At 71.4% G+C, this 20,249-nt stretch carries 17 protein-coding genes; 3 read left to right on the forward strand and 14 right to left on the reverse strand.

The window, feature by feature from the left end; translation table 11 throughout:
- Positions 1-472 precede the first annotated feature (472 nt).
- The 4 genes from tyrS to CXQ97_RS05595 form a co-directional block, all read right to left on the reverse strand.
- Positions 473-1,795, reverse strand: a complete 1,323-nt coding sequence (gene tyrS / locus CXQ97_RS05580) for a tyrosine--tRNA ligase (RefSeq protein WP_104179881.1) — start codon at positions 1,793-1,795, stop codon at positions 473-475.
- A gap of 12 nt (positions 1,796-1,807) precedes the next feature.
- Positions 1,808-4,060, reverse strand: a complete 2,253-nt coding sequence (locus CXQ97_RS05585) for a UvrD-helicase domain-containing protein (protein ID WP_104179882.1) — start codon at positions 4,058-4,060, stop codon at positions 1,808-1,810.
- A gap of 47 nt (positions 4,061-4,107) precedes the next feature.
- Positions 4,108-4,611, reverse strand: a complete 504-nt coding sequence (locus CXQ97_RS05590; RefSeq protein WP_181035010.1) for an adenine phosphoribosyltransferase — start codon at positions 4,609-4,611, stop codon at positions 4,108-4,110.
- Between the two features lie 77 nt (positions 4,612-4,688).
- Positions 4,689-5,291 (reverse strand): DNA-3-methyladenine glycosylase, encoded by a 603-nt coding sequence (locus CXQ97_RS05595; protein ID WP_258062413.1) that lies wholly within the window; start codon positions 5,289-5,291, stop codon positions 4,689-4,691.
- Positions 5,292-5,424: 133 nt separating this feature from the next.
- On the opposite strand from CXQ97_RS05595, the gene CXQ97_RS05600 reads away from it, so the two are divergent.
- On the forward strand, positions 5,425-6,954 hold the full coding sequence (locus CXQ97_RS05600) for a DNA-3-methyladenine glycosylase 2 family protein (protein WP_104179883.1): 1,530 nt from the start codon (positions 5,425-5,427) through the stop codon (positions 6,952-6,954).
- A 42-nt stretch (positions 6,955-6,996) separates the two neighbouring features.
- Positions 6,997-7,542 (forward strand): methylated-DNA--[protein]-cysteine S-methyltransferase, encoded by a 546-nt coding sequence (locus CXQ97_RS05605; protein ID WP_104179884.1) that lies wholly within the window; start codon positions 6,997-6,999, stop codon positions 7,540-7,542.
- Between the two features lie 4 nt (positions 7,543-7,546).
- On the opposite strand, the gene CXQ97_RS05610 is transcribed toward CXQ97_RS05605, so the two are convergent.
- Positions 7,547-9,496 (reverse strand): ABC transporter ATP-binding protein, encoded by a 1,950-nt coding sequence (locus CXQ97_RS05610; protein ID WP_104179885.1) that lies wholly within the window; start codon positions 9,494-9,496, stop codon positions 7,547-7,549.
- A 153-nt stretch (positions 9,497-9,649) separates the two neighbouring features.
- Positions 9,650-10,675, reverse strand: a complete 1,026-nt coding sequence (locus CXQ97_RS05615) for an FAD-dependent monooxygenase (RefSeq protein ID WP_104179886.1) — start codon at positions 10,673-10,675, stop codon at positions 9,650-9,652.
- Positions 10,676-10,728: 53 nt separating this feature from the next.
- On the opposite strand from CXQ97_RS05615, the gene CXQ97_RS05620 reads away from it, so the two are divergent.
- Complete coding sequence (locus CXQ97_RS05620) at positions 10,729-11,277, forward strand: TetR/AcrR family transcriptional regulator (protein ID WP_146069580.1); 549 nt, start codon at positions 10,729-10,731, stop codon at positions 11,275-11,277.
- Positions 11,278-11,347: 70 nt separating this feature from the next.
- Here the strand turns inward: CXQ97_RS05620 and argH are convergent, their stop codons facing one another.
- The 8 genes from argH to argC all read right to left on the reverse strand — a co-directional run bounded on the left by argH (position 11,348) and on the right by argC (position 20,200).
- Entirely contained in the window at positions 11,348-12,802 is a 1,455-nt protein-coding gene (argH, locus tag CXQ97_RS05625) for an argininosuccinate lyase (protein WP_258062324.1), read from the reverse strand.
- Positions 12,803-12,900: 98 nt separating this feature from the next.
- Positions 12,901-14,103 carry an argininosuccinate synthase gene (locus tag CXQ97_RS05630; protein ID WP_104179889.1) on the reverse strand — a complete coding sequence of 401 codons (1,203 nt, stop codon included), beginning with the start codon at positions 14,101-14,103 and terminating at the stop codon, positions 12,901-12,903.
- 105 nt (positions 14,104-14,208) lie between these two features.
- Positions 14,209-14,748, reverse strand: coding sequence for an arginine repressor (locus tag CXQ97_RS05635; protein ID WP_104179890.1), 540 nt, complete (start codon positions 14,746-14,748; stop codon positions 14,209-14,211).
- A complete protein-coding gene (gene argF, locus CXQ97_RS05640) occupies positions 14,745-15,719 on the reverse strand; it encodes an ornithine carbamoyltransferase (protein ID WP_104179891.1) in 975 nt (324 codons plus the stop codon). Before argF ends, CXQ97_RS05635 begins: the two co-directional genes overlap by 4 nt.
- Entirely contained in the window at positions 15,716-16,960 is a 1,245-nt protein-coding gene (locus CXQ97_RS05645; RefSeq protein ID WP_258062414.1) for an acetylornithine transaminase, read from the reverse strand. Before CXQ97_RS05645 ends, argF begins: the two co-directional genes overlap by 4 nt.
- A gap of 35 nt (positions 16,961-16,995) precedes the next feature.
- A complete protein-coding gene (argB, locus tag CXQ97_RS05650; protein WP_104179892.1) occupies positions 16,996-17,991 on the reverse strand; it encodes an acetylglutamate kinase in 996 nt (331 codons plus the stop codon).
- An 11-nt stretch (positions 17,992-18,002) separates the two neighbouring features.
- Positions 18,003-19,172 carry a bifunctional glutamate N-acetyltransferase/amino-acid acetyltransferase ArgJ gene (argJ, locus tag CXQ97_RS05655; RefSeq protein WP_104179893.1) on the reverse strand — a complete coding sequence of 390 codons (1,170 nt, stop codon included), beginning with the start codon at positions 19,170-19,172 and terminating at the stop codon, positions 18,003-18,005.
- Positions 19,169-20,200 carry an N-acetyl-gamma-glutamyl-phosphate reductase gene (argC, locus tag CXQ97_RS05660; RefSeq protein WP_104179894.1) on the reverse strand — a complete coding sequence of 344 codons (1,032 nt, stop codon included), beginning with the start codon at positions 20,198-20,200 and terminating at the stop codon, positions 19,169-19,171. The genes argJ and argC overlap by 4 nt, the downstream gene beginning before the upstream one ends.
- Positions 20,201-20,249 lie beyond the last annotated feature (49 nt).

Below are 20,249 nucleotides of genomic sequence, written 5' to 3' on the forward strand. Positions count from 1 at the left end.
AACCAGCAAATTCAACCAATCAAAAAACAATCGGTATCAACAAACTTGGCACACTATTGAGTTCTCAAACAACAGGAGCTACCGGCACCAAACACGACCAAACCATCATGTCCTCGCTCCGAAGCAACTTCACAAGCCTACCCCCACCCACCCGATCCCGCAAACCCGCTCCCAGCCGCACCACCAGGCAAAACCCGGCACCACGACCAACCAACAGACCCACACAACCGACACCAAACAAGAAGCCCATCCCGACACTGCGCACAGCACACGCCGGAACAACTTCGAACCTGATCAAAAAGGGGGGGATTGTCACCCACACCGGGGCAACTCCATAACTATACGGTCCACCCACCACCAACACCAAATCGACCCCGGCACCCCGCCCCTCCGGGGCGGTGCGACGCCAGGACGACGAGAGCCGACACCCGTACGGGGTGCCGGCTCTCGTCGTGGCGGTGGAGGCGGATCGTCAGCCGACGTCGACCATGGCCAGGTTGCGCTTGCCCCGGCGGACGAGCAGGTAACGCCCGTGGAGCAGGTCGGAGTCGCCCACCGTGTGGTCGGCATCGGCGATCTTCGCGTTGTTGACGTACGCCCCGCCTTCCGCGACGGTGCGCCGGGCTGCGGAGTTGCTCGGCGACAGTCCCGAGGCGACCAGCAGGTCGACGATGCCCAGCCCGTCCTTCGTGACGGCGACCGAGTCGAGTTCCGCGGTCGCGGCCTCCAGGGTCGCGAGGTCGAGGGCGGTGAGGTCTCCCTGCCCGAAGAGGGCGGCGGATGCGGCGATGACCTTCTCCGTCGCGTCGGATCCGTGGACGAGGGAGGTGACGTCGTAGGCCAGCGCTCGTTGCGCCGCCCTCTGGTGCGGCCGCTCCGCCGTCGCCGTCTCGAGCTCCTCGATCTCCTCGCGGCTGCGGAACGTGAAGATGCGCAGGCGCTCGGCCACGTCGGCGTCGGACGTGTTGAGCCAGAACTGGAACATGGCGTACGGGCTCGTCATCGCGGCGTCGAGCCAGACAGCGTTGCCCTCGCTCTTGCCGAACTTGGTGCCGTCCGAGTTCGTGATGAGGGGTGTGCCGATGGCGTGGACGCTCGTGCCCTCCACCTTCCGCACCAGCTCCGTCCCGCTGGTGAGGTTGCCCCACTGGTCGGAGCCGCCGGTCTGGAGGACGCAGTCGTGCTCGCGGAACAGCTGGAGGTAGTCCATGCCCTGCAGGATCTGGTAGCTGAACTCCGTGTAGCTGATGCCCTCGTCCGAGTTGAGGCGCTTGGCGACGGTCTCCTTCTTGATCATCGTGCCCACGCGGAAGTACTTGCCGACGTCGCGCAGGAAGTCGATGACGCTCATCGGCCCTGTCCAGTCGAGGTTGTTCACCATCCGGGCGGCGCTGCCGCCGTCGAAGTCGAGGAACTTCCGGACCTGCCCCTGGAGGTGGCCGACCCATTCGGCGACGGTCTCCTTGGTGTTCATGGTGCGCTCCGCCGTCGGGCGCGGGTCACCGACCAGGCCGGTGGAGCCGCCGACGAGGGCGAGGGGCCGGTGCCCGGCGAGCTGCAGCCGGCGCATGGTGAGGAGCTGGACGAGGTTGCCGAGATGCAGGCTGGGCGCTGTCGGGTCGAAGCCGCAGTAGAACGTGATGGGTGCACCGGCCAGCAGTTCCCGGAGTTCCCCCTCGTCGGTGGACACGTGGATCAGTCCGCGCCACACCAGCTCGTCGTAGACGTTGCCGAACGAGGGATCGTTGCGCTGGCCGTCGAGGCCACTGACCGGGGTATCTGTTTGCTGGGACACCCCTCCAAATTATCAGCCGGCGATACCTGCAGGAATCCGGCCGCTCGAGATGACGCGGAGGCGCTGCGTGGGGCGGGTCATCGCGACGTACAGGTCACCCACCCGCGCCGTCGCCGAGTCGAGCATCTCCTGTGGTTCGAGGATGACGACGCCGTCGAACTCCAGACCCTTCGACTCGCGCGGGCCGATCACGACGATGTCCTGGCCCGGCCCGCCCGCGCCGGAGCCCACGCGGTTGCCGTAGTCCGGAGCCAGGGCGGCGCGGACGTCGGCCACCAGGTGCTCGGGCGCGATGACGGCGAGCAGTCCGCCGTCGATGGCCGCCAATTCCTCGGGCATCGCCCGCAGGAGCGACGGCACGAGATCCTGGACGGTGTCGAGGATCGGAGGGAACCGGCCCTCACGCACGGCCTTCGGGGCGGAGACGACGAGTCCCGCGGCGTTGGCCATCCGCACCGCGGCCTCCGCGATCTGCGAGGGGGTGCGGTAGTTGACCGTCAGCTCCTCGAGCTGCCAGCGCTCCCCCACGAACGGCTCGAGTGCCTGCTGCCAGGACCTGGAGCCCGCCGCGGAACTCGTCTGGGCGATGTCCCCGACGATGGTGAACGACTTCAGCGGACAGCGGCGCATCAGGAGACGCCACTGCATGGGCGACAGCTCCTGCGCCTCGTCCACCACGATGTGGCCGTAGGCCCAGGTGCGGTCTCCCGACGCGCGCTCCGCGGCGGACAGGCGGGTCACCGCCACGGCGTTGTGCTGGGCGAGGTCCTCGGCCGTGAGCACGCCGTCCACTCCGGCGTCCTCGAGCGACGCGTTGACGTTCTCGAGCGCCCTCTCGGCGTTGGCGAGGTCCCGTTTCTGCTCCTGCTCCCGGGCCGAACTGTCCCGACCCGCGGACGCGTCGAGCTCTCCCAGGAGTTCGGCGGCCTCGTCGAGCAGGGGGACGTCGGCCTCGGTCCAGGGCGCGTCGACGGGCCGGGTCAGGGCGGCGACCTCGGCCTCCGAGAGGTCCGGTGCGGCCGCGCGCAGCAGTCCGGGGCGCGCGAAGAGCTCCGACACGAGCTTCTGCGGGGTGAGCGGCATCCAGGCGAGGTTGAGGGCGATCCTGACGTCCCGGGAGCTCCGGACGTCCTCGGCGAGGTAGGAACGGTCGGCGTTGTTGCCGCCGCCCGAGGACTCCTCGAGCTTGTCCAGCAGCTGCTCGGTCAGCTCCCGCAGCAGGATCTTGACGAACGTGACGCGTGCTTCGTTGTGGGGCTTGCCGGTGGCACGCGCCCGTTCGCGGGCACGGGCCACCTGCCGTGGGGTGAGCGTCAGCAGGGTGCCCTCGACGTTGAGGCGCTTGTTCTCGGCCGGCACGCGCTCACGGTTGGCGACCGCGTTGCGGATGACCCGCGCCATCTCCAGGCGTCCCTTGATGGCCGCGGCCTCCTCGTTCGCCTCCTGCACGGTGGACACTCCCGGCATCAGGGTGCCGATGCCGGCCATGACGACTCCGGTCTCACCGAGGGACGGCAGCACGCGCTCGATGTACTTCATGAAGGCGTCCGTGGGCCCGACCAGGAGGACGCCGGCGGACTTCAGCCGATCGCGGTGGGTGTAGAGGAGGTAGGCGGCGCGGTGGAGCGCGACGGCCGTCTTGCCGGTCCCCGGACCGCCCTGGACGACCGTCACCCCGGGCAGCGGTGCCCTGATGATGCGGTCCTGCTCGGCCTGGATGGTTCCGACGATGTCCGACATCTGGCCGGTACGGCGCGAGTTCAGCGCCGCGAGGAGGGCGCCCTCGCCCTGCAGGGAGTCGTCGTCGCCGAGCAGGTCCGCGTCCAGGACGTCGTCCTCGATGGCGACGACGTCGCGGCGGGACAGGATGAGGTGGCGACGGCGGCGGACCCCCATGCGTTCGAAGGCGGTGGCCTGGTAGAAGGTGCCCGCTTCCGGGGCGCGCCAGTCCACCATGAGCTGCCGGAGGTCGTCGTCGGAGAGCCCGATGCGGCCGATGTACCGTTCGTCCCCGGTATCGAGGTCCAGGCGCCCGAAGACGAGCCGGTCGTCGACGGCGTTCAGCTGGGCGAGGCGGTCCTCGTACATCGTGGCGAAGGCGTCCCGCTCCGACCGGTTCTGGTGGGACCCGGCGGCCTGCGTGCGCCGGACCTCGGCGAGCTGCTCGACCTTCTCGGCACGGAGTTCGTCGAGGCGGCGGTACAGGCCGTCGACGTAGCGGCGCTCGTGGTCCAGCTCGGCCCTGGCTTGGGACGTCTCGTGCATCGGACACAACCTTCCTTCAAAGACGGACCGTCAAGTCTAGCGCGTCGCTACACGGTCTTCAGCGCGTGGATGTTCCGGCCGGCCAGGGTGTCGCGGCCGCCCAGGTCCCCCAGTTCGAGGACCACTCCGCAGCCCACGACGACGGCTCCGGCCCTTTCGAGCAACGCGCATGCGGCGACGAGCGTTCCACCCGTGGCGAGGACGTCGTCGAGCACCAGGACGCGTGCCCCTGCGGGGAGGTCCGACCGGTGGATCTCGAGCGTCGCCTGCCCGTACTCGAGGTCGTAGGACTCGCTGTACACGGCGCGGGGCAGTTTGCCCGCCTTGCGCACCGTGACGACGCCGGTGCCGGTCGCGTACCCGACGGCGGCGGCGAGGAGGAAGCCCCGGGCCTCCACGCCGGCGACCGCGTCGAACGACCCCGCGAAGGGCTCCGAGACGGCGTCGACGACGGTTCGGAAGGCAGCCGCGTCGGAGAAGACGGGGGTGAGGTCGCGGAACAGGATCCCGGGTGACGGGAAGTCGGGGACGACCGCGCACAGGCGGTCGATGGCGTCCGCTGCGCCGGCTGCGAGTCCGGTCGTGGCTGGTCCTGTGGTCGGGGTGCCGGCATCCGCTCCGCTGATTGTCACGGACCAACACTACGTGCTGCAGCGGGCCTGCCGGGACGGTAGCGCGAGACCGTCGGGTCGCCGGGCAGCCAGAAGCGCCACGGGTACTGCCCGGTCCCGGCGACGCCGCTCACCCCCACGCGGGGCCCCCGGCCGATGTCCGCCGGGGGCGTCTCCGGAAGGACGAGCCGGAAGGGGTGCGCGAGTGCGTCGGCGCCGTCGAACCGGCGGTCCAGGCCCAGGGCCTGGGCGAGCCGCGCCGGCCCCCTGGCGAGGTCGAGGTCCGTGGCCGGACGGGACCGCCGTTCGCGGGCGAGGTCCACCCCCTCGACGATCTCCCCGGCCCGCAGCAGCAGACCCGTGGCCCATCCGTCGGTCCCGCACACGATGTTGGCGCAGTAGTGCATCCCGTAGGTGAAGTACACGTAGAGGTGGCCGGGCGGGCCGAACATGGTGGCATTCCGCGCGGTCTTCCCGCGGAAGGCGTGCGAGCCGGGGTCGTCGGGGCCGAGGTAGGCCTCCACCTCGGAGATGCGCACGGTCACCTCGCCGGCGTCGTCGGCGTGGGTCAGGTACCCCCCGAGCAGCCAGGGGGCCACGTCGAGGGCGCTGCCGCCCAGCCTGCCCCGTACGTCCGCTGCCGTCCCGCTCTGCTCACCCACCTCCCGACCGTAGCAAGGCCGTCCGCACGGCAGGTGCAGCGGTGTCCGAAACCCGCTAGTACGCGTCACTGCCGGGTGGGAGGATGACGGCATGGACTTCTGGCAGCAGTACAGGGCGATCGACGCCCGCGACGTGCGCTTCGACGGGCAGTTCGTCACCGCCGTCTCGAGCACCGGCATCTACTGCCGGCCCTCCTGCCCCGCCCGCACACCGAAGCCCACCAACGTCACCTTCTACCGCACGTCGGCCGCCGCGCACGAGGCCGGTTACCGCGCCTGCAAGCGGTGTCTGCCCGAGGCGGTGCCCGGGGACCCGGAGTGGAACCTGCGCAGTGATGCCGCGGCCCGCGCGATGCGCCTCATCGCCGACGGCGAGGTGGACAGGACGGGCGTCGCCGGCCTCGCGGGCCGGCTGGGCTATTCGACCCGCCACCTCAACCGCATCCTCAGGGACGAACTCGGGGCGGGCGCCCTCGCCCTGGCCCGTGCCCACCGCGCCCAGACCGCGCGGACGCTGCTCACGGCGTCGACCCTGCGGTTCGCCGATGTGGCCTTCGCGGCCGGCTTCGGCAGCATCCGCCAGTTCAACGACACCGTGCAGCAGGTCTTCGACCTGACGCCGGGACAACTGAGGGAAGCGGCCCGGCTGCCCCGCGAGGGCACCGCCTCGGGCGGACCCCTGCGGATCCCGCTGTTCCTGCCTACGCGACTCCCCTACGACAACGGGATCTTCCGGTTCCTCACCGCGCAGGCCGTGGACGGGGTCGAGCAGGCGACCGGGTCGAGCTACGAGCGGCTCCTCCACCTGCCGGCGGGCCCCGCCTGGTTCAGGGCGGAGGCAGCAGTACCCCGCGGCTCAGGGCGGGCGGTCCTCCCCGTGACGGTGTCGGTTGCCGGACTCGGTGATCTTCCGGCACTCCTCAGCCGGATCCGGCGCCTGTTCGACCTCGATGCCGACCCGGTGGCCGTCGACACGGCCCTCGCCCGGAACGCGTACTTCGCGCGCCTCGCCGCGTCCCTGCCCGGCCTGCGCCTTCCGGGCTCGGTGGATCCCCATGAGACCTTGATCCGGGCGATCGTCGGCCGGCAGGCGGTCGCCGCGGCTACGGCCACCCTGGCCCGCCTCGCGCACGCAGGCCCGGCCATCGACGTCCCGGGCACCACCCTGTCGAGGTTGTTCCCGTCCGCGCAGGACCTCGCGGGAGCACCCGAGCCGCTCCTGCAGGGGCCGCGACTCGGGGATGACGCCCTGCGGACGGCGGTGGACCAGCTGGTGGAGGGCTCCCTCGACATCGGCGTCGGCGCCCGCCCCGAGGTGCTGCGCGCCGATCTGCTGCGCCTCCCCGGCGTCGGATGCCGGACCGCCGACTACGTCACCATGCGCGTCCTCGGCCACCCCGATACGTTCCTGCCGACCGACGCCGCCGTGCGCGCGGGATGGCGGATCGTGAGCCGGGGCGGCCCGGGAACGGAGGGCACGGCGCCCCCCTCCTCCTCCCTCGACGACGCGATGACCGTGGTCCGCCCGTGGCGCTCGTACGCGACCCTGCACCTCTGGAGGGCGGCCGCCCTCCAGCCCGTCCGGTCGGACGCCGTCGAACCGCTCGATGTCGTCGCCTGATCCCGTTCCGCCTACCCTGTGACCACCGAAGGGATATCCCCCATGACCGCGACACCCGCCCCACCCGCCGCACTGCGCGGCGCCACCACCACCACCGTCGATACGCCCGACGGCGCCTTCACCGTCATCGAGGCGGAGGGCGCCGTGCTGTCGTCGGGATGGACGGAGCTCGCCTCCGAGCTCACCGGGCAGATCCATCCGAGCATCCGGGCGGTGGGCTTCGATCCTGCCGCTTCGTCCGTCCGGCCGATCCTCGACGCCGTCTCCCGCTACTACGACGGCGACTTCGATGCCATCGCGACGGTCCGGGTCCGGCAGTCGTCCGGTCCCTTCCGGGTGCATGCGTGGGAGGTCCTCCGCGCCGTGCGGCCGGGGGCGCCGGTCACGTACCTCCAGTACGCCGACCGGGCCGGCAACCCTACCGCCGTCCGTGCAGCAGCGGCGGCGTGCGCGAAGAATGCCGCCGCGCTCTTCGTCCCGTGCCACAGGATCATCCGTACGGACGGGACCCTCGGCGGATTCCGGTGGGGCCTCCCGGTGAAGCAGCGCCTGCTCGACCGCGAGGCCGGGCGGCCCCCGGTGGCGTGACCGCTCAGGCGTGCGCCACGAGTCGCTGGCGCGCGGCCATGTCGCGGTAGAGGTCGCTGCTCTCGAGGAGCTCCTCGTGCGTGCCGATGGCCTCCACGCGCCCCTGGTCGAGGACGACGATCTGGTCGAAGTCCGCGATCGTCGACAGGCGGTGGGCGACCACGATGACCGTCCGGTCCCGCGACGCCTCCCCCAGCGTCCGCTGGAGGAGCTGCTCGGTGCGGGAGTCGACGGCGGAGGTCGGCTCGTCCATCAGCAGGACGGGGCGGTCCGCGAGGATCACCCGCGCCCAGGCGAGGCGCTGCCGCTGTCCGCCGGAGAGGCGGATGCCGTCCTCCCCCAGGTTCAGGTCCAGGCCGTCGTCGGACCGCTCGCCGAGCTCGTCGAGCCCGACGGCGGCGAGGACGCGGTGGAGCTGCTCGTCGGTCGCGTCGGGGGCCGCGAGCCGGAGGTTGTCCGCGAGCGTCCCGCTGAGCACCGGCGCTTCCTGTTCCACCAGGCCGATGCGTGACCGTAGCTCGGACCGCGGCATCCGGGACAGCGCCGTGCCGTCGACGGTGATGCTGCCGCCCGTCGGCTCGTAGAAGCGCTCGAGGAGGGCCAGCACCGTGGACTTGCCGGCGCCCGACGGCCCGACGAGCGCCGTCCTGCTCCCCGCCGGGACGGAGAAGCTCACCCCGTCCAGGACCAGGGGGTCGCCGTCGAAGGGATCCAGGGCCCGCAGCGGGTCCGGGGACGGCGGACCCTGCCGGCTCGGTGACGCGGAGGCCGCGGAGACCTCGCCGGAGGCCGGGACGACCGGTGTGACGGAGGCCCCGTCGGTCACCGCGTAGCGGAAACTGACGTCGCGGAGCTCGATCGGGCCGCTCGCGCCCGCCGGTGCGGAGGCGGGTGCGAGGGGCGGTGCGGCGGCCGGCGCGGGGACCGGTGCGGCCGCCTCGTCCGGTTCCGGGACGCGCCGCGCCGAGGCAGGGGGCTCCTCGTCCGACCGCTCGGGCTCGAGCCGCGCGATCTCCTGGATGCGGTCCAGTGCGGCGAGCCCGGACTGGATCTGCACGAAGGCGCCCATGGCCGAGCCGATCGGCATCACGAGCAGGAACAGGTACAGGATGAACGCGATGAGGTCACCCAGCAGCAGCTCCCCCGCGGCGACGCGGATGCCGCCGACGGCGAGCACGACGATGAAGGCGCCCTGGATGCAGATGGACATGATGGGCTGGACCGCGGCCTGGAGGCGGGCCATGGCGATGCCGGCGCGGTAGGCCTTCGTGGCTTCGACGTCGATCACGGCTGCTTCGCGCTGCTCCGCGACCGAGGCCTTGATGGTGCGGATGCCCGAGAGGCCCCGTTCGACGGCGGCCGTCATGGACCCCACGGCGTCCTGCACGTCCCGGCTGCGCTTGCGGATGAGGCGTCCGAGGAACAGCACGCCTCCTGCGCCGAGCACGACGGCGGCCAGGGTGATGCCGAAGAGCAGCGGGTCGATGAGCACCATCAGCACGACGGCGGCGAAGAACATCAGGACGGACGACACGATCTCGAACAGGCCCGAGGTGATGACGCTGCGCATCAGCGTGGTGTCGGAGCCGACGCGCGACATGAGGTCGCCGACCCTGCGCCGGTCGAACTCGCGGATCGGCAGGGCCAGCAACTGGCCGACCAGGGACCGGCGGACCCCGAGGACCACCGACTCGGCCGTGCGCTGCAGGAGGTAGGACTGGGCGGCGCCGAAGACGGCGCCGCCGAGGGTGATGGCGACGAGGAGCCAGATGAACACCGTGGCGGGGCGGCTCGCCGACACGGCGTTGACGAGCTGCTGGACCATGAGGGGCTGGGCGATCGCCAGCCCGGTGGAGATCAGGGAGACGACGGCGACCACCACCAGCACGCGGACGTGCCCCCGCAGGTAGGGGAAGAACTCGCGGAGCGTCGCACGCTGGTCGGTGGGCTGCATGGACACACACTGCGCCGGGCGCAGGAGCGTGTCAAAGGACTTTCGCGGCAGGCGTAGCGGGTCCGGGGGCACGGGCGGAGCGCGGCCACAGGTCGTGGAGCGCCTCGTGCACCCGACGAGTCATCGACGGCCGGGGAGGTCGCCTTCTCCCGGTCACCGGCCCCTGCAGGGATTCGGGATCGGCTGCCACGGCAGGCGGTGAATGAGGGTGTGCACGGCTGCGGATCCGGTCGCGGTTCGCTGGGTGGTCCGGCGCCGGGATCTGTCGTAGGCGGCCAGCGCGCTGTCCACGCGGTGGTGCACCTCGAGATTGCCCACCAGGGACATCGCGTCGAGGACCGCTTCGTTGGCGCCGCGCCCGAGGTCCGGCGTCATGGCATGGGCTGCGTCCCCGATCAGGGCCACATTGCCCAGGTGGTACCGGGGCAACCTGCGCGCCAGGTGGAAGATCTCGTGCCGCAGGACACTCGCCTCACTGATGCGTGCGACGGTCGAGGCCACCGCCGCGTCCCAGTGCCCGAACAGGCTTCGAAGCTCCTCGAGGTCCGCTCGCGCCGCCCCGGGCCGGCTCGGCGGCAGTACTGCTGTCGCGTACCAGTTCGTTCCTCCGCTCGGCCGGCTACTGATCCCGAAACGGCGTCGCTGTCCCCAGTACTCGGTCAGGCCCGACGTCACCAGGTCCGCCGTTCCCCGCCACACCGTGGTGCCGGTGGCGGCTGCGCGGTACGCACTGCCGAACAGCTCGTCGCGCAGGGTGCTGTGGATGCCATCGGCTCCCACTACCAGAGCGGCGTCCACGCACGCACTCGGAAGGCCGCCCGCGGGCACAGGGTGGTCGAGGAGGAGTGCCGGCTCCGGCAGGGACTCCCGCAGAAGACCGACGAGGTCCGCCCGCTCGATCAGTACGGCGCCGGGTCGGGGTCGGGAGGGTGTGATCGGCAGCGCTGTGCGCGTGCGTACCTGGAGGCCGGTGAGCGGGATTGCCAGAGCACGGATACCGGCACCGAGGCCGAGGGATTCGAGCCCTGTGACGGTAGCCCTGTGCAGCAGAACCGCTGTTCCGGAGGTGCGCACCTCCGGCTCCTGCTCGAGAACCCGCACCGACCATCCGGTGCGGTGCAGGCCGACCGCGGCGGTGAGTCCGGCAATCCCCGCACCCACAACCGTCGCCGTCGACATGCCGCGACCGTACTACACCTGTAGTACGCCGGCAACAGGTGTAGTTTCAGCGGGTGGAACGTCGCGAACTGCTGTGCACCGCTGCCGTGTCCCTGCTCGCTGCAGGAGGGCCGCGCGCCCTCACACATCGCGCCGTGGACCGCGCGGCGGGTGTGCCGCTCGGCTCGACGTCGAACCTGTTCCGAACACGGCAGTCTCTCGTGAGCGCCGTCGTCGACTCGCTGGTGCAGGCGGACCACCACAGGCTGGGGCGGCTCGAGGGCGAGAGCCCCCGCACCGCGGAGGGTCTGGCAACGGCTCTTGCGCATTTCGTCTCGGCGGCCGGGACCACGGGCCAGGAGTACGCCCGGGCCCGCCAGGCCCTCCTGGTCCACGCCTCGGATGCTCCGTCCTCCGCAGCAGCCCTCGCGGAGGGGCGGTCACGACTGATCGCGTGGGGTACCGACGCTCTTCGATCCATCGGCGCTACCCGGCCGGAGGAGAAGTCCGCCCTGATCGTCGGGATGGTGGACGGAATGATCGGCGCCACCGTCTTCATGGACCTTCCCGTCGGGGAATCGGCGCTGGCCTCCGCGATCACGGCCATCATCTCCGATCCGTGAGGCAGGAGACCCGACGACGGCGTGGCCCCGGCGAGGAGCCACGCCGCGGTCGGCGATCAGACGCGCGCGGTCACGTACCCGCGTACCCCGCGACGTCGTCCAGCTCTCCCCGCAGCGCGGCGAGCTGGCGCCGGACGGCGGCCGGAGCGGTACCGCCCTGCGCGTCACGGCTGGCCAGGGAGCCCTCGACCGTCAGGACCTCGCGGACCGCCGGCGTGAGGTGCGCCGAGATCCCCGCGAACTCCTCGTCCGTCAGGTCCCACAGCTCGACGCCGCGCTGCTCGGCGATGCGCACGGCCGCGCCGGAGAGCTCGTGGGCGTCGCGGAACGGGACGCCCTGGCGGACGAGCCATTCGGCGATGTCGGTGGCCAGGGCGAATCCCTGGGGCGCGAGCGCCGCCATGCGCCCGGTGTTGAAGACGAGCGTCGCGATCATGCCGGACACCGCCGGCAGGAGCACCTCGAGCGTGTCGACGGCGTCGAACACGGGTTCCTTGTCCTCCTGGAGATCCCGGTTGTAGGCCAGGGGCATGCCCTTGAGCGTCGCGAGAAGACCCGTCAGGTCGCCGATCAGCCGGCCCGCCTTCCCGCGGGCGAGTTCGGCCACATCCGGGTTCTTCTTCTGGGGCATGATCGACGAGCCCGTGGAGAAGGCGTCGTCGAGCGTGATGAAGGAGAACTCCTTCGTGGCCCAGATGATGATCTCCTCGCTCACGCGGGAGAGGTCGACACCGATCATCGCCGTCACCCACGCGAACTCCGCGTACACGTCCCGTGAGGCGGTGCCGTCGATGGAGTTGTGCGTGGCGGAGAAGAAGCCGAGGTCCGCGGCCACGGCCTCGGGATCGAGGCCCAGCGACGAACCGGCGAGGGCGCCCGATCCGTAGGGCGAGACGCCGGCGCGCCGGTCCCAGTCCTGAAGGCGCTGGACGTCGCGCAGCAGGGCCCACGCGTGGGCCAGGAGGTGGTGGCTCAGCAGGACCGGTTGCGCGTGCTGCAGGTGTGTCCGCCCGGGCATGGGGACCTCGAGGTGCGCCTCCGCCTGGTCGACGAGCGACCCGATCGTGGCGAGGACTCCGCCGGCGATGATCCGGGCGTGATCCCTGAGGTACATGCGCCCGAGCGTGGCCACCTGGTCGTTGCGGGACCGTCCGGCGCGCAGCTTCCCGCCGAGGGCGGGGCCGGCGCGCTCGATGAGGCCCCGCTCCAGCGACCCGTGCACGTCCTCGTCGGTCTCGGCCGGCAGGTAGGTGCCGGACCGTACGTCGGCGTCGAGCCGGTCCAGGGCGTCGATCATGCCGGCGAGCTCGGCGTCGTCGAGCAGGCCCGCCCGGTGGAGCACGCGCGCGTGCGCGCGGGACCCCTCGATGTCGTAGGTGGCGAGGCGCCAGTCGAAGTGCGTCGACTTGCTCAGCGCCGCGAGGGCGTCCGCGGGGCCACCGGCGAACCGGCCACCCCACAGCGAGCCCTCATTGGTCCCCGGGCGCCCCCCGACGTCGCTTCGCTCGGCCGGGGACCCCTGCACCCGTGGGCCCACCGGGCGCCCCCCGACGTCGCTTCGCTCGGCCGGGGACCCCTGCACCCGTGGGCCCACCGAGCGCCCGCCGTCGTGCACTGGAACCATCAGGCGCCCGCCCGCTGGTCACGGCTCGAGGCGACCTTGGAGGACAGGCCGAAGATCTCGATGAAGCCGCGGGCCATCGACTGGTCGAAGGTGTCCCCGGAGTCGTAGGTCGCGAGGTTGAAGTCGTAGAGAGCGACGTCGGAGCGGCGGCCGGTGACGGTCGCGCGGCCGCCGTGGAGATCCATGCGGATGTCTCCGGTGACGTACTTCTGCGTGTCGTCGACGAAGGTGTCCAGGGAGCGCTTCAGCGGCGAGAACCACTGGCCGTCGTAGACCAGTTCGGTCCAGCGCTGGTCGACGGTCTTCTTGAAGCGGGCCTGCTCGCGCTCGATGGTCACGTTCTCGAGTTCGCGGTGCGCGGCGATGAGGGCCATGGCACCCGGCGCCTCGTAGATCTCGCGGCTCTTGATGCCGACCAGGCGGTCCTCGACGATATCGATGCGGCCGATGCCCTGGGCGCCCGCGCGGCGGTTGAGCTCCTCGATGGCCTGCAACGGCGTGACGGCGTTGCCGTCGATCGCCACGGGGATGCCCTCCCGGAAGGAGATGGTGACCTCGTCCGCGGCGGGCGGGAACTCGGGCGATGCCGTGTAGTCGTAGACGTCCTTGGTCGGACCGTTCCAGATGTCCTCGAGGAAGCCCGTCTCGACCGCGCGCCCCCAGACGTTCTGGTCGATCGAGAACGGGTTCTTCTTGGTGGTCTCGATCGGAAGGCCCTTCTCCTCGGCGAAGGCGATGGCCTTGTCCCGGGTGAGGGCGAGATCGCGGACGGGGGCGATGCACTTCAGGTCGGGGCCGAGGGTCTGGATGCCCACCTCGAAACGGACCTGGTCGTTGCCCTTGCCCGTGCAGCCGTGGGACACCGTGGTCGCGCCGAACTCGCGCGCCGCGGCGACGAGGTGCTTTACGATGACGGGACGCGACAGGGCCGAGACGAGCGGGTACGCGTCCATGTAGAGCGCGTTCGTCTTCAGGGCCGGCATGCAGTACTCGGTGGCGAACTCCTCGCGGGCGTCGGCCACGTACGCCTCGACGGCACCGCAGCCCAGGGCGCGCTGGCGGATGGTCTCGAGCGATTCGCCGCCCTGTCCGACGTCGACGGCCACGGCGATCACCTCGGCCCCGGTGGCTTCGGCGATCCAGCCGATGGCGACGGAGGTGTCCAGTCCGCCTGAGTAGGCGAGGACGATGCGTTCTGTCACGGGATGTGCTCCTTCGATTGTCCGGGCGGGCGCCCGTGGGGTCTGTAGGTGTTCAGGGTTTCATGCCGCGGCCGCCGGCGCTGGCCGGCGTCGCGGTGCGGCGGGTCAGGACGGCTCTACGGGTCCCTGCGGTTCCTGCGCGAGTCCGAGGAACCGTTCGGCGACGGCAGCTCCCCCGGCGGGGTCCCGGCTCACGAGCATGACGGTGTCGTCGCCCGCGATGGTCCCGAGGATCGACGGCATGACCGAGTGGTCGATGGCGAGGGCGAGGAAGTTCGCCGCCCCCGGCGGAGTACGCAGGATGACGATGTTCCCCGAGGACTCGGCCGTCACGAGCAGCTCGTTGCACAGCTTGGCGAGCCGCGCGTCGAGGATCTCCTGGGAGACGCCGCTGTGGACGTGCCGCCCGCCGCCCTCGACCGGCACCGCGTAGATCAGCGCGCCGTCGGCGCCGCGCACCCGGACCACGCCGAGCTCGACCAGGTCGCGGGAGAGCGTCCCCTGGTTCACCTGCACGCCGTCCGCGGCGAGCAGCGCGGCGAGCTCGACCTGCGAGCGCACGGACCGCGCCGTGAGCAGGTCGGTGATGCGGGCGAGCCGGGAGGTCTTCGTGGTCGGCCGGGCGGAATCGCGCTGGACGGTCACGACGGCGTCCCCGGCGTCCCCGGTGTCCCCGGTGTCCCCGACCGTGCCACGAGCCAGGTCATCAGCGCCTTCTGGGCATGCAGCCGGTTCTCCGCCTCGTCCCAGACCAGCGACTGCGGACCGTCGATGACGTCCGCGCTGATCTCGTACCCGCGGTAGGCCGGCAGGCAGTGGAGCACGACGGCGTCGGGGGCGGCCTGCGCCATGGCGGCCGCGTCGACCGCATACGCACGGAAGAGGTCCTGCCGGGCGGCCTTCTCGTCCTCCTGACCCATGGACACCCACGTGTCCGTGGCGACGACATCGGCTCCCGCGAGCGCGACGGCGGCGTCGGTGGTCACGAGGACCGAACCACCGGTTCCGGCTGCGCGATCCTGTGCCGCGGCCACCACCGCGGCGTCGGGGAGGTACCCCTCCGGCCCGGCGATGCGGACGTGCATGCCGGCGGTGGCGCCGGCGAGGAGGTAGGAGTTGGCCATGTTGTTGGCGCTGTCGCCCAGGTAGGTCAGCGTCAGCCCGGCGAGGGTTCCCTTGTGCTCGCGGATGGTGAGCAGGTCGGCGAGGAGCTGGCACGGGTGGTAGTCGTCGGAGAGGGCGTTGATGACCGGCACGCTCGACGCCGCGGCCATCTCCTCGAGGCCCGCCTGGGCGTAGGTGCGCCAGACGATGGTGGCGACCATCCGCTCGAGGACCTTCGCGGTGTCGGTGATGGACTCCTTGTGACCCAGTTGCGAGTCGCCCGCTCCCATGATGAGCGGCACGCCGCCGAGGTCCGCGATGCCGGCGGCGAAGGACACGCGGGTGCGCGTGGAGGTCTTGTCGAAGATCACGGCGACGGTCCGGCGACCCGCTCCCTCCCCCGCGTAGGGGGCGTGGGAGTAGGGGCTGGCCTTGAGCTCCGCGGCGAGGTCGAGGACCTCGGCCTGCTCGGCGGGCGAGAGGTCCGTGTCGACGAGGAAGTGGCGCGTCATGCTGTTGCCTCCGTGGCGCTGGTGCGGGCGGTCGTGAGGATGGCGGGCAGGGCGTCGAGGAACGTCGCGGCCTGCTCCTGCGTGAGGATCAGCGGCGGGGCGAGCCGGATGGTGCCGGGGCCCGTCGCGTTGATGATGAATCCTGCGGAGAGGGCGGCCTGCACCGCGGCCGGAGCGTAGGCGCCGTCGAGGTCGAACCCGATGAGCAGGCCGCTCCCGCGCACGGCCGTGACGCCCTGCACGGCGGTGAGGTGCTCCCGCAGGTACGCGCCCAGACCGGCCACGTGCTGCAGGGCACCGGACGATTCGAGCGTGTGGAGGGTCGCGAGTCCTGCCGCCGCCGCGACGGGGTTGCCGCCGAAGGTGGTGCCGTGCTGACCGGCTGTGATGAGCGTCGAGGTGTCCTCGCCGAAGGTGATCAGGGCGCCCACCGGGAAGCCGCCCCCGAGGCCCTTGGCGAGCGTCATGGCGTCCGGGACGACACCGTCGACCCACTGGTGGGCGAACCAGCGGCCCGTCCGCGCGACGCCCGTCTGCACCTCGTCGAGGATCAGCAGGGCTCCGTGCTCGCGCGTCAGGTCGCGGGCGGCGCGCAGGTACTCCGGGGACAGCGGGCGGACACCGGCCTCTCCCTGGATGGGCTCGACGACGAGGGCTGCGACGGAGCCGTCCATGGCGGCGTGCAGGGCGTCGAGGTCGCCGAAGGGGAGATGCTCGACGCCGCCCGGCAGGGGTTCGAACGGCTCCCTGTAGGCCTTCTTCGATGTCAGGGCGAGGGCGCCCATCGTCCTGCCGTGGAAGGCGCCGTCGAGCGCGAGGATGCGGGAGCGCCCGGGCGTGCTGTTGCGTCGTGCGAGCTTGACGGCGGCCTCGAGCGCCTCGGCGCCGGAGTTGCTGAAGAACACGCGCGACCCGGCGGGTGCCCCGGAGAGCTCGAGCAGTTTCTCGGCGAGGGCCACCTGCGTGGGGCTCGTGAAGAAGTTGGAGATGTGGCCGAGGGTGGCCAGCTGGCTCGCGATGACCGAGGTGACGAAGGGGTGCGCGTGGCCCAGGGCGTTGACGGCGATGCCGCCGAGCAGGTCCAGGTACTGGTTGCCGTCGGCGTCCTCCACGGTGCAGCCCGAGCCCCGCACGAGGACCCGCTGCGGCGTGCCGAACACGCCCATCAGCGCCCCGTCGTACCGGGCGAGCCAGTCGGCGCCGGAGGCGACGCCGGTCAGCGCGTCCACGCCACCAGGGATCGTCGCCGCACCGGTCGTCGCGGTATCGGTCTCGTTCACGGGTGGGCTCCTGGCATGTCGGGTGCTGCTTCGGTGACCACTTCGGCCGCCCTGTCGGTCGCCGCATCGGGGATGACCTGCGTCCCGATGCCGGCCGTGGTGAAGGTCTCCAGCAGCATCGAGTGGGCGAGCCGTCCGTCCACGATGTGCGCGCGCTCGACGCCGGCCTCGACGGCCTGCAGGCAGGCCTTCATCTTCGGGATCATGCCCGATTCGAGACCGGGCAGGAGGTCGCGCAGCTGGGATGCGGAGAGGGAGGAGATGAGGGACGAGCGGTCCGGCCAGGCCGCGTAGAGGCCCTCGACGTCCGTGAGGATCACGAGCTTCGACGCGCCGAGTGCCGCGGCGAGGGCGGCGGCCGCCGAGTCGGCGTTGACGTTGAGCACCTGCTGCGTGGCCTCGCCGTCGCTGTCGTACTCGGGGGCGACGGTGGAGATGACGGGGATGCGACCGGCCTGCAGGATGTCGAGGATGGCCCCGGGGTGCACCGCGGTCACCTCGCCGACGAGACCGAGGTCCACGGGCTCGCCGTCGACGACGGTGCCCGTACGGATGGCGCGGAGCAGGCCGCCGTCCTCCCCCGAGAGCCCTACGGCGTAGGGCCCGTGGGAGTTGATCAGTCCTACGAGCTCACGGCCGACCTGCCCGGTGAGGACCATCCTGACCACGTCCATCGCCTCGGGCGTCGTGACGCGCAGTCCCCCCTTGAACTCGGACTCGATGCCCAGTTTCTCGAGCATCGCGTTGATCTGCGGACCGCCGCCGTGCACGACGACCGGGTGGATGCCGACGTGGTGCAGGAAGACGATGTCCTCCGCGAAGGCACGGCGCATGGCGTCGTCCACCATGGCGTTGCCACCGTACTTGACGACCATGGTGGTGCCGGCGAAACGCTGGATCCAGGGCAGGGCCTCCATCAGCGTGGCGGCCTTGTCCTGGGCCCTCAGCGTCGAGGCGGACGGCCCCGCTCCTGTCGATCGGACGTCTGTCATGGTGTCTCCCGTCAGCTCGAGTACGCGGAGTTCTCGTGCACGTACTCGTGCGTGAGGTCGTTGGTCCAGATGGTCGCGCTCGCCGATCCTGCGGCGAGGTCGATCTCGACCAGGACGTCGCGCGGGGTGAGGTCCACGAGGTCGCGGGACTCGCCGATGCCGCCGTTCCGGCAGATCTGCACGCCGTTCATGGAGACGTTGAGCTGCTCGGGCTCGAACACGGCGTCCGTCGTCCCGACGGCGGCGAGCACGCGCCCCCAGTTGGGATCGTTGCCGAAGATCGCGGTCTTGAAGAGATTGGAGCGGGCGACGGCGCGGCTGACCACCTCGGCGTCACGCTCGGAGGCGGCGTTCACGGTGCTGACGGCGATGGTGTGGCTAGCCCCCTCGGCGTCGGAGATGAGCTGCGCGGCGAGGTCGAGGCAGACCTGCGTGAGGGCTGCCGTGAACTGGTCCTGGTCGGGGGCGATACCCGCGGCCCCGGAGGAGAGCAGGACGACGGTGTCGTTCGTGGACATGCAGCCGTCCGCGTCCGTCCGGTCGAAGCTCACCCGCGTGGCCTCGCGGAGGGCGGCGTCGAGGGCGGGGGCGTCCAGGGCCGCGTCCGTCGTCAGCACCACCAGCATCGTGGCCAGACCCGGCGCGAGCATGCCGGCCCCCTTGGCCATGCCTCCGATGGCGTAGCCCTCGCTCGCGGAGTCGGCGGTGGCCGGGTACCGCGCCTCCTTGGCGACGGTGTCCGTGGTCATGATCGCCTCGGCCGCGGTGGGGCCCCCTCCCCTGCCCAGTGATCCGGCCGCGTCCGTCACGCCGGCGAGGAGTCTGTCCATGGGCAGCTGCTCGCCGATGAGGCCCGTGGAGCACACGAACACGTCCGTCGCCGAGACGCCGAGCAGCTCCGCCGTGACCTCCGCCGTCCGGTGGGTGTTCTGGAAGCCCTCGGGACCGGTGCACGCGTTCGCGCCGCCCGAGTTGAGGACGACGGCGTCCACGCGGCCATCCGACACGACCTGGCGCGACCACAGCACGGGCGCGGCCGCCACACGGTTGGAGGTGAAGACGGCCGCCGCGTTGTGCAGCGGTCCGTCGTTGACGACGAGTGCGATGTCGGGCTTGCCCGTGCTCTTGAGGCCGGCGGCGACGCCCGCGGCACGGAATCCGCCCGGATAGGTGATGCTCATGGTGCGATCCCCTGGAGGGTCAGGCCCGCGGTCTCGTCGAGTCCGAGGGCGATGTTCATGGACTGCACGGCGCCACCGGCGGTCCCCTTGGTGAGGTTGTCGATGACACTGCTGACGATGACGCGTCCCGCATGCTCGTCGAACGCCAGCTGCAGGGCGGCGTGGTTGCTACCGAGGACCGACTTCGTCGCCGGCCACTGACCCTCCGGCAGGACCCGGACGAAGGGCTCGTCGGCGTACGCCGCCTCCCACGCGTCGCGCAGCTGCGCGTACCCGGTACCCGCTTTCACCCGTGCCGTCGCCGTCGTCAGGATCCCGCGGGCCATGGGCGCGAGGGTGGGGGTGAAGGACAGCGAGACACGCTCGCCGGCTGCGAGGCTGAGGCCCTGCTCCATCTCCGGCGTATGGCGGTGGCCGCCACCCACGCCGTAGGGGCTCATGCCGCCCATCACCTCGGAGCCGATGAGGTTCGGCTTGGCCGCCTTGCCCGCGCCGGAGGTGCCCGAGGCGGAGACGACCACGACGTCGTCGGGCTCCAGGAGCCCTCGGGCGAACCCGGGGGCGAGGGCGAGCAGCACGCTCGTGGGATAACAGCCGGGGACGGCGATCCGCCGAGCGCCCGCCAGGGCGGCCCGGTGGCCCGGGAGTTCCGGCAATCCGTACGGCCAGGTGCCGGCGTGGGCGGAGCCGTAGAACCTCTCCCACACGGCGGGGTCCTGCAGCCGATGGTCGGCCCCGGCGTCGATGACCAGGGTCTCGGGTGACAGCTGCGCGGCGATCTCCGCGCTGGCACCGTGCGGGAGGGCGAGGAAGACGACGTCGTGCCCTGCGAGCACCTCCGGCGTGGTGTCCTGCAGAACGCGGTCGGCCAGGGAGTGCAGGTGCGGCTGCAGCTGCCCGAGGGTCGATCCGGCGCTGCTGTGCGCCGTGATCGCTCCGACCTCGACGTCGGGATGGCTGGCGAGGAGGCGCAGGAGCTCGCCTCCGGCGTAGCCACTGGCGCCGGAAACAGCTGCGGTGAACGTCATATCGCCAACACTACAGCAACTCCATGCATGCACCCACATATTTATGCAC

Source organism: Arthrobacter sp. B0490, assembly GCF_002929355.1.
Classification (GTDB): Bacteria; Actinomycetota; Actinomycetes; order Actinomycetales; family Micrococcaceae; genus Arthrobacter_D.